This window comes from Bacillus sp. 005/A4HT-01/001, assembly GCF_004634445.1.
Classification (GTDB): Bacteria; Bacillota; Bacilli; order Bacillales; family Bacillaceae; genus Bacillus; species Bacillus altitudinis.
In genome coordinates this window covers 151,192-163,569 of sequence record NZ_SEIZ01000002.1, presented here as the reverse complement: position 1 = coordinate 163,569, position 12,378 = coordinate 151,192, and the positions used below count along the sequence as shown (strand labels likewise).

The 12,378-nt window shown below is 41.5% G+C and carries 11 protein-coding genes; 4 read left to right on the top strand and 7 right to left on the bottom strand.

Annotated elements, in window-relative coordinates:
* Positions 1 to 16: 16 nt before the first annotated feature.
* From pfkA to dnaE, 5 genes are all read right to left on the bottom strand, one after another.
* Positions 17 to 976, bottom strand: a complete 960-nt coding sequence (gene pfkA / locus ES896_RS06380) for a 6-phosphofructokinase (protein WP_017358271.1) — start codon at positions 974 to 976, stop codon at positions 17 to 19.
* Between the two features lie 339 nt (positions 977 to 1,315).
* A complete protein-coding gene (gene accA, locus ES896_RS06375; protein ID WP_017358272.1) occupies positions 1,316 to 2,293 on the bottom strand; it encodes an acetyl-CoA carboxylase carboxyl transferase subunit alpha in 978 nt (325 codons plus the stop codon).
* Positions 2,278 to 3,153 carry an acetyl-CoA carboxylase, carboxyltransferase subunit beta gene (gene accD / locus ES896_RS06370; RefSeq protein WP_008346077.1) on the bottom strand — a complete coding sequence of 292 codons (876 nt, stop codon included), beginning with the start codon at positions 3,151 to 3,153 and terminating at the stop codon, positions 2,278 to 2,280. The genes accA and accD overlap by 16 nt, the downstream gene beginning before the upstream one ends.
* A gap of 305 nt (positions 3,154 to 3,458) precedes the next feature.
* A complete protein-coding gene (ystJ, locus tag ES896_RS06365; RefSeq protein ID WP_007501712.1) occupies positions 3,459 to 4,691 on the bottom strand; it encodes an NADP-dependent malic enzyme in 1,233 nt (410 codons plus the stop codon).
* A gap of 141 nt (positions 4,692 to 4,832) precedes the next feature.
* Positions 4,833 to 8,168 carry a DNA polymerase III subunit alpha gene (gene dnaE / locus ES896_RS06360; RefSeq protein WP_135226576.1) on the bottom strand — a complete coding sequence of 1,112 codons (3,336 nt, stop codon included), beginning with the start codon at positions 8,166 to 8,168 and terminating at the stop codon, positions 4,833 to 4,835.
* Between the two features lie 137 nt (positions 8,169 to 8,305).
* On the opposite strand from dnaE, the gene ytrH reads away from it, so the two are divergent.
* The 3 genes from ytrH (at position 8,306) to ES896_RS06345 (ending at position 9,442) form a co-directional block, all read left to right on the top strand.
* Complete coding sequence (ytrH, locus tag ES896_RS06355) at positions 8,306 to 8,647, top strand: sporulation membrane protein YtrH (protein ID WP_007501717.1); 342 nt, start codon at positions 8,306 to 8,308, stop codon at positions 8,645 to 8,647.
* Positions 8,644 to 9,147, top strand: a complete 504-nt coding sequence (gene ytrI, locus ES896_RS06350) for a sporulation membrane protein YtrI (protein ID WP_007501718.1) — start codon at positions 8,644 to 8,646, stop codon at positions 9,145 to 9,147. Before ytrH ends, ytrI begins: the two co-directional genes overlap by 4 nt.
* A gap of 109 nt (positions 9,148 to 9,256) precedes the next feature.
* A complete protein-coding gene (locus tag ES896_RS06345) occupies positions 9,257 to 9,442 on the top strand; it encodes a YtzJ family protein (RefSeq protein ID WP_008346082.1) in 186 nt (61 codons plus the stop codon).
* A 49-nt stretch (positions 9,443 to 9,491) separates the two neighbouring features.
* On the opposite strand, the gene ES896_RS06340 is transcribed toward ES896_RS06345, so the two are convergent.
* Positions 9,492 to 10,433: a DHH family phosphoesterase gene (locus ES896_RS06340; protein WP_007501719.1), complete on the bottom strand. Its 942-nt coding sequence runs from the start codon at positions 10,431 to 10,433 to the stop codon at positions 9,492 to 9,494.
* 147 nt (positions 10,434 to 10,580) lie between these two features.
* Between ES896_RS06340 and ES896_RS06335 the strand changes: the two genes are divergently transcribed.
* Positions 10,581 to 10,883, top strand: a complete 303-nt coding sequence (locus ES896_RS06335) for a YtpI family protein (protein WP_008343164.1) — start codon at positions 10,581 to 10,583, stop codon at positions 10,881 to 10,883.
* A gap of 38 nt (positions 10,884 to 10,921) precedes the next feature.
* Here the strand turns inward: ES896_RS06335 and ES896_RS06330 are convergent, their stop codons facing one another.
* On the bottom strand, positions 10,922 to 12,244 hold the full coding sequence (locus ES896_RS06330) for a CBS domain-containing protein (RefSeq protein WP_007501721.1): 1,323 nt from the start codon (positions 12,242 to 12,244) through the stop codon (positions 10,922 to 10,924).
* Between the last annotated feature and the right edge of the window lie 134 nt (positions 12,245 to 12,378).

The following is a 12,378-nucleotide window of genomic DNA, read 5'->3' as shown; positions in this document are numbered from 1 at the left end:
CTAAGGTCTTCTCGTTTTATATAGAGAGCTCTTGTGAAAGTCGGTACATATTTTGATCGACTGTATGCTTTTTATCTAAGATGTCTAAAATATCGTGATGAACGAGTTCGTTGCTTTGAATGCCTACACAGCGTCCGCCTCTTCCTTCAAGAAGAAGTTCTACTGCATACGCTCCTAAGCGACTTGCGAGCACTCGGTCAAACGCACTTGGAGAACCTCCACGCTGAATATGTCCTAAGACAGATACACGCGTTTCAAGGCTTGTCTCCTCTTCAATTCTCTTACCAAATTCGACACCGCTGCCTACGCCTTCTGCGACGATGATGATACTGTGCTTCTTGCCGCGCTCATGTCCTCTTCTCAATCTGGCAATAATTTCGTCCATGTCATAGTCTGCTTCAGGAATCAAAATCGATTCAGCTCCGCCTGCAAGACCTGACCAAAGGGCAATATCCCCTGCATGTCTTCCCATTACTTCCACTACGTATGTACGTTCATGAGATGTGGCTGTATCACGAATTTTATCAATGGCATCAATGACTGTATTTAGTGCTGTATCAAAGCCAATAGTGAAATCAGTACCAGGAATGTCATTGTCAATCGTGCCAGGGACACCTACACATGGAAAACCGAGCTCTGTTAATTTCTTCGCTCCCATGAATGAGCCATCTCCACCGATGACAACAAGTCCTTCAATACCGAATTTTTTTAAGTTCTCAATCCCTTTTTCACGACCTTCAACTGTCTTGAATTCAGGACATCTTGCCGTGTAAAGTTTTGTTCCCCCGCGATGAATGATATCGCCTACTGAACCTATTTCGAGTTTCTCAATTTTACCGTTAATTAGACCTGAATATCCATTATAAATACCGTAAACTTCTACATTATGGTAAATTGCTTTCCTTACAACTGCGCGCACAGCTGCATTCATTCCTGGGGAATCCCCACCGCTCGTTAAAACTCCTATACGCTTCATCTTTTTCACCTCAGAGACCATATATGAATTAAACATACCATTTCCACTGCTTGAAAACAATCATGAGCAAAACCGGATGTTTTCAATACGAATTTCTAAAACCGTACTTATTATACAATTAAATAAAATGTTTTTAAACAAAAGTTAAGAAAGTCATGAAAGCACTTTGTTCAAAAAACAGTTGATTCAAGTGCTCTAAACCTTGTGAAATCAACGTTTTCAGACGTTTCAAATTTTATGAAAACAAAAGAAAATTATTTTCAAATAGCGCTTACATCAGATCGTTTTGATGAAAAAAGACGAAAAAAATAAACGCCAGCCAAAAGGCTGTACGTTTATTTAGTTTACCCCAATATATTGATTTTCAATCGATACTTTGCCGATTGCTTTGTATTTTTGATATCTTTGTTCGACTAATTCTTCAGGCGATTGTTTGAGCAAAGATGTAAGTGACTGTTTTAATGTTTTTTCAATGTAGGCTGCTTGTTGTTTCACGTCTCGGTGTGCTCCACCTTGCACTTCTTTAATAACATCATCTATAATATCTAATTCTTTTAGGTCTGGAGCGGTAATTTTCATTGATTCTGCAGCTTTTTTTGCAAGTGATGAATCCTTCCAGAGCAGTGCTGCTGCACCTTCAGGTGAAATCACTGAATATGTTGAGTTCTCTAGCATAAATAGGTGGTTTCCTACGCCTAAGCCTAGTGCTCCGCCACTTCCGCCTTCTCCAATGACAATACAGACAACCGGTACACGAAGTCCTGCCATTTCGAAAAGGTTTTTCGCAATTGCTTCACTTTGCCCGCGTTCTTCAGCTGCTTTACCAGGATAAGCTCCTTTTGTATCAATAAAGCAAATGATTGGACGATTAAATTTATCTGCTTGTTTCATCAAGCGCAATGCTTTACGGTAACCTTCTGGATGCGGCATCCCGAAATTACGGCGCAAGTTTTCTTTTGTGTCTTTTCCGCGCTGATGACCAATGACTGTGACAGGAAGTCCTTTAAACGTGGCAATTCCTCCAACGATGGCTTCATCGTCGCCATAAAAACGATCACCGTGACATTCGAAAAAGTGATCAAACAGCTCTTGAATGTAATCGAGAGTTGTTGGGCGCATCGCATGACGAGCAATTTGCACTCTGTCCCACGGCTTTAAATTTGTATAAATGTCTGTTTCAAGCTTACTCAGACGCGTTTCAAGGCGCTCAATTTCCGCACTTAAATCCATCTCTGAGTTTTGTGTGAACTTTTTCAATTCATCAATTTTCGCTCGAAGTTCAATGACAGGTTTTTCAAATTCTAGTTCTCCAGCCACTCTCGTTCACCTCCTGTGCTGTGTAATGCTAAGATTTGGCCTAATGTTTCTTTCATTTCTGCACGGTGAATCACAGCATCTAGCTGACCATGCTTCATTAAAAATTCAGCCGTTTGGAAGTCCTCTGGTAGGTCTTCACGAATGGTTTGTTCAATGATTCTGCGACCAGCAAAACCAATTAATGCACCAGGCTCAGCAAAGTTGTAATCACCGAGAGACGCAAAACTAGCTGATACACCACCAGTTGTCGGATTGGTCATCACAGAGATAATCAGACCTTGATCCTCGCTGAACAGCTTTAATGCTGAACTTGTTTTTGCCATCTGCATTAGACTAAGAATCCCCTCTTGCATTCTTGCTCCTCCAGATGCAGTGAAGATGATAAATGGCACCTTGTCCGCTTTTGCTTTCTCAATAGCTAATGTAATCTTTTCACCAACGACTGAGCCCATGCTGCCCATACGGAACGTGGCATCCATGACAGCAATGACAGCACTTTGACCTTTAATTTCACCTTTTCCTGTTACGATGGCTTCATTCAAAGATGTTTTTTCTCTGTCTTTCTGAAGCTTTTCTTCGTAGCCTGGGAAACCGAGCGGATTCTCAGAAATGAGGTGACCGTTAAATTCTTCAAATGTGCCTTCGTCTACAAGGCTTTCAATACGTTGTTTTGCATTCATTTGCAAATGTCTGCCGCAATTCATGCAAACACGTAAATTTTTATCTAGTTCTTTGGTGAGCATTATTTTTTTACATTGCGGACATTTGGTCATGATGCCTTCAGGCACATCTTGACTTGCCTGTTCAGAGGGTACAGATGCATATTTTTTCTTTTTACTGAAAATATTCTTGATTGACAAATGACTACCTCCCTTTTTGAAGGGTTTTTTCTTTACACGCACATCCACTATTATAGGACATGTCATAACTGTACCGAAACTATTGTACTTTTTTTGTCAAACGCTGTCATCCTTCATTCAATTTTTTCAGTGGGGAATTGATGAGAAATGAGTATAGGTTTGGGGCGCTGAGTAGTTGGTATATGTGAATTGTGAACGTCTACAAAAAAATCTCATTTAGGATGAAAAAAATTTCGTGAAAGAGAGGAAATGGTGCACGTTTTTCCTCCAAATTCAGAAAAAACGTGCACACTTTTCCAATTCGATTACTCGCCGATAATCGTTAATTTTCTTGTTTTTTCTGCAACAGCTTCTGGGTCTACCTTGATTCTTGAAACGCCCGTTTCCATTGCTGCTTTTGCCACTGCTTTGGCTACCGCTGGCGCTACTCGTGCATCAAATGGTGCAGGGATAACGTATTCCGCTGACAATTCTTCATCTGATACAAGAGAAGCAATCGCTTCAACAGCTGCAATTTTCATTTCTTCGTTAATGTGTGTCGCACGTACATCAAGCGCTCCGCGGAAAATACCAGGGAATGCAAGGACGTTGTTCACTTGGTTCGGGAAGTCAGAACGGCCAGTTCCTACAACACTTGCACCTGCTGCATGTGCATCTTCTGGCATGATCTCTGGGTTTGGATTAGCCATTGCGAAGATGACAGGATCTTTTGCCATTTTCCCAACCATTTCTTTAGTTAAAGCACCTGCTACTGAAACGCCGATAAAGACATCTGCGCCTTCAATCACTTCTTCTAAAGAACCTTCTTTACGATCTTGGTTCGTGAATTTAGCTACTTCATTTTTCACTGCATTCATACCATTCGGACGGCCTTCATAAATAGCGCCTTTTGTATCACACATGATGATATCACGTACACCGAAATGATAAAGAAGTTTGATAATCGCAATTCCTGCTGCTCCAGCGCCGTTTGCAACCACTTTAATTGAAGACATTGATTTTCCAGACAGCTTCAGTGCATTCACAAGTCCTGCCACTGTTACAATCGCTGTCCCGTGCTGATCATCGTGGAAAACAGGAATGTTTGTCTCTTTTTTCAAACGCTCTTCAATGATAAAGCAGTTTGGTGCTGCAATATCTTCAAGGTTCACGCCACCAAATGTCGGCTCAAGAAGCTTCACTGTTTCAACGATTTTGTCTACATCGTTTGTTGCAAGTGCGATTGGGAATGCATCAACACCTGCAAAGCTTTTGAATAATACAGCTTTTCCTTCCATTACTGGAAGAGATGCTTCTGCCCCAATGTTTCCAAGCCCTAACACAGCACTTCCGTCTGTGACAACAGCAACCATATTGCCTTTCATTGTATAATCATACACTTTGCTTGTGTCGTCATAAATATCTTTACATGGCTCTGCCACACCTGGTGAGTAAGCCAAGCTCAAGTCTTTCGCATTTTTCACTTGTACCTTTGATTTTGATTCGAGTTTGCCTTGATTCTCTTTGTGCATATGTAATGCTTCTTCTCTTAATGACATGTGATGAACACTCCTTCAAGTGGAAAATGATTTAATGAATTGCTAAGTTGATAAGCACATACTTGGCAGTTTAAATACACAGAATCTTTAAAATGATAACACAATAGGTGAAATTGTAAAACATATTCAGACGATTTGTCATCATTTAATCACAACGTTTTGTTCACCGAGCAGCTCTTTTAACTGGAAAATCACCGCATGATCTGCATGAACTTTGTATGCATCTGGAAGTCTCATCGTCTTTTTTTGCTTTTCATAATACAAATAGACATCTGCTTCTCCGCTGTGCATGGAGATCACTCGTTTCACTTGTTCTAGCAGCTCTTGCGTATGGTTCTCTTCTTTGACTCGAATGTAGACAGATTCTTTTCTTTTAGAGCCCATCTCTTCCAGTAGAACAGCTTCTTGCACGATGATTTGACTGCTCTCATTTCTGACATCTATTCTGCCTTCAACATAAAGCATTGCGCCCTCCTCAAGTAAGGGGGACAGCTTTCTAAATTGCTCTGGAAAGACGACACCTTCCATTTCTCCCGTTTCATCCCCGAATGTGACAAATGCCATCGATTGTCCATTTTTTGTCCGAATCGATTTCACCTTTGTCAAAAGACCACCCATTGAGATCTTTCGCTTTATATAGGAAGAAAGTCTGATGATTTCCACCGCACCATTCTCTCTTAAGCGATCTCGATACGCTTGTACAGGGTGATTTGATAAATATAACCCGAGTGCCTCTTTTTCAAATTGCAGGAGATCAACAAGCGGCAGTTCGTCTATCTCCGCATATTTTGGCTTAATGGAGAACGTTGTATCCCCAAGAAAGTCCAGTTGATCCTCAGGTGTTAAAAATGACACATGGTCTAACGCAATATCTATCGATGCTAATAACGAAGCACGATTTGGATGAAGTTCATCCATTGCCCCTGAGAAAATGAGGGCTTCAATCGTTTTTCGGTTGACACTCTTTGTTGATACCCTTGCGCAAAAATCAAATAAATCTTCAAATGGCTTTTCCTGCCTTGCTCTGTATATATCCTTTACAGCTGACACTCCGACATTTTTGATCGCTCTTAAGCTGTAGCGGATCTCCCCTTTTTCAACCGTGAATGGAAATTCGCTCTTATTAATAGAAGGCTTCAACACAGATATCCCTTTTTCCTTTGCCTCATAGAAATATTGAGCCACTTTGTCTTCATTTCCAATCACACTCGTTAAAAGACCGCACATAAAATATAACGGATAATGCGCTTTTAAATAAGCAAGCTGAAAGCCGATCATGCTATATGCAACAGCATGGCTTCTATTAAAACCATAGTTTGCAAATTTGACGATTAGGTCATAAACGTCATTTGCAATGTTAACAGGATACTCCTTTTTTAGGCATCCTTCAACAAAATGGCTTCGCTCTTCATCAAGCACCTTTTTATCCTTCTTTGAAACGGCTCTTCTTAGTAAATCAGCCTCGCCCAGCTTAAAGCCTGCCATCTTTGCTGCAATCAGCATGATTTGCTCCTGATAGACGATGACCCCATATGTATCCTTTAAGATGTCATACAAATCTGGATGCGGGTAGGAGACCTTCACTCTGCCATGCTTTCGGTCGATAAAGAGCGGGATATTCTCCATCGGACCCGGGCGGTATAAGGCATTGACAGCCACGATATCTTCTAGACTAGAAGGTTTCAGTCGTCTCAGCACCTGACGCATACCTTGTGACTCCAGCTGGAAAATCCCCGTTGTATCTCCCGCTGATAACAAATCAAACGTTTTCTGATCTTCATATGAAATGTCACTAAAGTTAATGTGGACGTTTTCCTGTCTTTCAATCTGGTTTTTAATGGATTCAATTAATGTTAAGTTTCTCAAACCTAAAAAATCCATTTTTAAAAGACCGAGATCTTCTAAATAATTCATCGCATATTGTGTCAAATACACTCCATCATGGCCTTCTTGAATAGGCACGACTTGTGTGAGCGGCTCCTCACTTAGGACAACGCCGGCTGCATGTGTTGATGTATGTCTTGGTAATCCTTCTACCTTTAAAGCGGTTTGAAACACTCTTTGCAGCTCTTCAGATTGCTGGAGCAGTGTTTTTAATTCTGAGGAGACTGTCACCGCTTCTTTCAGTGTCGTCCCTGGCTTTGATGGGATGAGCTTTGCAAGGTGGTCTGCTGCTTTTGAATCAATTCCCATCACACGTCCGACATCTCTTAAAGCTGCCTTTGCGGCAAGTGTTCCAAACGTGACAATTTGCGCCACATGCATATCCCCATATTTGTCTTTTACATATGAAATGATTTCATCTCTTCTCGTGTCAGGGAAATCGATATCTATATCCGGCATGCTGATTCGTTCAGGATTTAAAAAACGCTCAAATAAAAGCCCGTGACGAATCGGATCGACATCTGTAATAAACAGAACATACGCAACTAAAGAGCCTGCTGCTGATCCCCGGCCAGGACCTGTGACAATGCCATGATCATGAGCATACTTCATAAAATCCCACACAATGAGGAAATAATCACTGAAATTCATTTTTTGAATGATGCTTAGCTCATACTCAAGCCTTTTGATATATGTGTCATTTGAAGCAATCTGTCTTCGTTTCATGCCTTCTTGGCACACTCTTCGTAAAAATTGATCAGCGGTTGATTGATCAGGTGTCGGATAGGTTGGCAGTTTCGTCTGACCAAGATTTAAATCGACCTCGCAGCGGTTTGCAATCTCAACCGTTCTTGCCAGCAATTCAGGATCATCACCATACCACTTCATCATTTCTTCGATCGATCTGAAATGCTTGTCTCCTTGGTCTTCCTCAATTTCTGATAACTGCTGGCCTGCTTTAATGGCTTTTAAACATGTATATGCGGTTTTGTCCTCTTGATGGATATAGTGGACGTCACCTGTTGCCACAAGCGGGATGTTCGCCCTTTTTGAGAGTTCCCTGAGCTTATGAGACAGCTCTTCGTCCTGCTGAAACGGCTGAACGGCTAAATACACATGTTCCTCACCAAAAAGATCTTTTAAATGGCTGGCTGCATCCCTTGCTTCATCTAGCTGATCATGTTGCAGCAGCGTTTCAATATAGCCGGATACGCCTGGTGTGATGGCAATAAGGCCATGATGATAGGCTTTCAGCCATTTCTCTTTCAGGCCGGTTTTTGACTTTGATTTCAAGACACTGCTAATTTTGATCAAGTTTTGATAGCCTTCATTGTTTTTGGCAAGGAGGATCAAAGGATAAGCCTCTGTCTCTTGTTCATCTATGAAGACAGAAGCTGTTAAACCGATAATCGGTTTGATGCCATGCGTTTTACATTCCTTATAAAATTCAACCGTTCCATACATCACATGGTCATCGGTAAGAGCGAGCGCTTGATAGCCAAGTTCTTTCGCCTTTAATACGAGCTCCTTGACCTTCGCTGCACTGCTCAACAAGCTGTATCCACTGTGGACCTGAAGATGAACATAGGACATGCTTAATCCACTCCTTTCGTCTAAATTCATTCTTTCATTATAAAACGCGATGCGGTGAGAAACAAATGTTCTTTCTTTTCCGCTCGTTCATACTTGTCCAGCACACGCCATATATTGAATAGAGTGAGGTGGGAAAAATGGATGTGAAGGAAGCCTTTATTCCAAACTTTATTAGCTGTTATTTTATCGCACTGGGGGTTATTTTGGGCGGTGCCATTATCGGCGGGGTAGGTGCATATTTATCTGGTCAGCCACCGCTATCAATTATTTCAAGTCTTGCCAACCGCTTAAAAATTTGGGCACTTGTTGCGGCAATCGGTGGAACTTTTGATGCGGTCTATAGTTTTGAAAGAGGGATTTTCGAAGGGAACACACGTGATATTTTCAAGCAGATCTTGTTAATTATCTCTGCTATGGGCGGTGCGCAAACGGGGTATCTCCTGATTACGTGGCTCACTCAGGAGCATGTGTCATCATGAGGGTGCCTGAGCTGTATAAACGTCCAGGCTGGCAGCGTTTTTTTGCTGGGATGATGTTCGGCGCAATTATCAGCTGGCTGATTTTTCTCTTTACGTATGGCACCTTTCAAGAGAAGCAAGTGACACTGCTCAGAAGCCAGCAGCACCATATGGACAGTCTGAAAGAACAAATCACACTCTATCGGGAAGATTTGCATAAATTAAATGAAGACAATAAGCAGCGTCTGCTTATTCAGAGCGTAGATGTTCACCTCGTCAACCGTGAGCAGTACAAAATCCCGGAGCCAGATACCTTGAAATTTGAAGATCAGGTGAAAGAGGATATCTCAGAGGTGATCACAAAGGATATTGAAAGTGTCTATAAAACAAAAGAGCTCTTAAAACGGACCGTGGAAAATAAAGAATATACGATTAGAGAAAAGGCATACCGCGCCAAAGTCACTGAGCTGACCATTTATACAAAGCTATCGCTTGAAGTGCGTATTTCCTTTGCTGAATAATAGATGATGTGGAATTTTTATGAATTTCTGCACTCAATGATCGCTTTTCACTTGTTATTTTTATACACTAAAAGAAGAACGAGATGATTATAAGAAAGAGGTGAGAACAATGGAGGTTTACAGCTATCGTCAAATGGCACGAGACAAAGCAAGCCGGATTAAAGACGGCATGTGTGCTTATGCTGAGACAGAAATGATGGCCCATTTAATTAAAAAAGAATTAAAGCATCAAAATCTCCAAGCCTATGAAGATTCAACTGACATCGGCTGCTGGTTTATCCCTGTATCCAAGTAACCCTTTTCTCAAGCACAAAAAAAGAGAGGGGGGACTTGAAGCCCCTCTCTCACGATGATGATTTACATACTTCTTCTAAATCACGCAAAATCTCATCTGCAACTGCCCAATCATATATGGACGCACCGGCTGCAAGCGGGTGACCTCCGCCATGATATTTTTTAGCAATGGTGTTAATGACGACGCCTTTTGAGCGGAATCTCACACGAATCTGATCGTTCTCTTCCACAAAAAAGACCCATGCCTTAATCCCTGCAATATTTCCAAGTGTCCCAACAAGCTGTGAGGCTTGCTGCGCTGTTGTTTGGAATGACTCCAAAATGTCACGTTTAATAAAAACAGAAGCTACGCCATTCTCTGATAAGGAGATATGTTGAAAAATATAGCCATTTAATTTCACGACATTCAAATCTGTCTCATACAATTGATTGAAAAGGTCTGATGATGAAAACGGATATTCGATGAGTTCACCCGCATATTTGAGTGTCTTTTTCGTTGTGTTTGGGAAAAGGAAACGGCCTGTGTCTCCTACAATGCCGGCATAAATGAGTTCTGCCGCCTTTGTATTCAGCTGATATCCTTCTTCTTTCCCCTCTAAATACAGCTCATAAATCATTTCACTAACAGAGCTTGCTTCTGTATCAACCCAAAGCAAATCACCATACGGATCTTCATTCGGATGATGATCAATTTTCATCAGCTTATCGCCCATTGAATAACGCTGATCATCAATTCTTGCTTGATTCGCAGTGTCACAGACAATGACAAGGGCACCTTTGTACACTTCATCTGGCACCTCATCTAATTCATATAAAAATGAAAGGGATGGCTCAGGGGTTCCTGTCGCATAAATATTTTTTTCTGGATAGGTGGCACGCAAGATTTCCGTAAGGCCGCACTGCGATCCATATGCGTCTGGATCAGGTCTTACATGTCTATGAATGATGATGGTGTCATATAATGATATGGTTCTAATCAGTTCTTTTTTCATAAATACTCCTTCTTATGCGATACTCTTTTTATTATTAAATCATAATCTACCCAGACAGAAAAGTGAGGAATAGACAATTTATTCTAGTAAGCAAGCCTATTTACGTTTAAAATAGGGTTGTAACCACTTACAATGGAGGCTTGGCACATGCTTGTTTTGATTGTGTTTATTATTTGTTCTGCCATGTTTTATTTATACTACAAAGCAAAGAATGTCCGTACGAACCGGCCGGTCGAAAAGAAATTCTGGTCTGCCAAATCAAGTATGGCACTTGGCTGCTTTGTCCTGCTCTTCGGTGTGAATCAATTATTTTTAAACCGCTCGTCACTGGCATTTGTCATTGGGTTTGTTTTTGTTGCAGTTGGTATCGGCAGTACATGGGCCGGATATAAAGCCTATAAGCACTATCTTCCGCTCTTTTTAAAGGAAGGCGAAAAAGACCACGCATAATAGAGAAAGGGCGCATTCATGCCGCCCTTTTCTGCCTATTATCCTCTCTCCATCAGCTGCACCATCAGCATCGCTTTGCCTACAATATTTGACTGGTGGTAAACTTCCACTTCCAGTTTTCCAAACTTGCGCCCAACTTCTAAAATATTCGGTTTGATCTGTATCGTGGATTCCATTTGAACTGGTTTTAAGAAATAGACAGAAAGACTTTCTACAATTAGTTCACCTTTTTTATGAGACTTTAAGAAGCGGTTGGCTGATTCGATTAAAATTTGTGTAAACACACCGTACGAAATATTGCCGAGCTGATTTGTCATTTGTGGTGAGACTTCATATTGGTACACCGCATCTGTTTTTGGTTTTTCTGTATCGGCTTCCTTAAACCCTCTAGAAACGACATCATCCAGCTTTTCACCGACCTGCGGCTGCTTTTGAATCATTTGCAGCGCCTTCAGCACGTCCTGACGGCTAATCATCCCTATCAGCTTCGCATGATCATTTACAACTGGCAGCACCTCAATACCTTCCCACACCATCATTTGTGCAGCTGAAGCGACAGATGTTTTGCCAATAACGGTCAGCGGATTTTTTGTCATCACCTTTTCAATCGGTGTAGAACGGTCATGGCCTGCAATATCCTTTGAGGTCAAAATGCCGTGTATTTTCATTTGATCGTCTGCTACCGGGAACCGGCCGTGCCCGGTTTCATAATTCTTTTCATACCATTTCTCAAGTTTGTCTTCTGGCGATAAATAGACTGTCCGTTCAATCGGCGTTAAAATATCCTCCACAAGCACAATTTCTTTTTTAATCAACTGGTCATAAATGGCCCGGTTAATGAGAGCCGCTACGGTAAATGTATCGTAGCTTGTTGATAAAATGGGCAGCTCAAGCTCATCTGCGAGCTGAATAATTTCATCATCTGTTGAGAATCCGCCCGTGACCAGCACAGCCGCTCCCGCCTCTAATGCTTGCCGGTGAGCATTGATTCGGTTTCCGACGATCAACAGGTTGCCTGCTGCTGTGTAACGCATCATTGCATCCAGTTCCATTGCACCGATGACAAATTTATTTAACGTTTTATGTAAGCCAGCTCGTCCACCAAGCACCTGACCATCAATGACATTGACCACTTCCGCATATGTCAGCTTTTCAATATTTTCTTTTTTCTTCTGTTCAATTCGAATGGTACCGACTCGTTCAATGGTGCTCACGAACCCTTTATTTTCAGCATCCTTAATAGCCCGGTAAGCCGTGCCTTCACTGACTTTCATTTCTTTCGCTATACGCCGGACAGAAATTTTCTCTCCGACATCCAATGAATCAATATACGATAAAATTTGCTCATGCTTTGTCGCCAATCCCGTTCACCCTTTTTGTTTTCAGCGTTTTCATCTATATTTCATTATAAAGGCAGGAGGCTTTTAATAGCAATTTGTCTTTTACACGAGCACGATACAGGCAAATAAAAAAGCCGGTAGGGTGCCGGCTTTTC

Bases quoted from the DNA above. Each gene is read 5' to 3' on its own strand.
- ystJ (WP_007501712.1), bottom strand. From the start codon at position 4,691: ATGTCATTAAGAGAAGAAGCATTACATATGCACAAAGAGAATCAAGGC.
- ytrI (WP_007501718.1), top strand. From the start codon at position 8,644: ATGAGGGTGCCTGAGCTGTATAAACGTCCAGGCTGGCAGCGTTTTTTT.
- ES896_RS06340 (WP_007501719.1), bottom strand. From the start codon at position 10,433: ATGAAAAAAGAACTGATTAGAACCATATCATTATATGACACCATCATC.
- dnaE (WP_135226576.1), bottom strand. From the start codon at position 8,168: ATGTCCTATGTTCATCTTCAGGTCCACAGTGGATACAGCTTGTTGAGC.
- ytrH (WP_007501717.1), top strand. From the start codon at position 8,306: ATGGATGTGAAGGAAGCCTTTATTCCAAACTTTATTAGCTGTTATTTT.
- pfkA (WP_017358271.1), bottom strand. From the start codon at position 976: ATGAAGCGTATAGGAGTTTTAACGAGCGGTGGGGATTCCCCAGGAATG.
- ES896_RS06335 (WP_008343164.1), top strand. From the start codon at position 10,581: ATGCTTGTTTTGATTGTGTTTATTATTTGTTCTGCCATGTTTTATTTA.
- ES896_RS06345 (WP_008346082.1), top strand. From the start codon at position 9,257: ATGGAGGTTTACAGCTATCGTCAAATGGCACGAGACAAAGCAAGCCGG.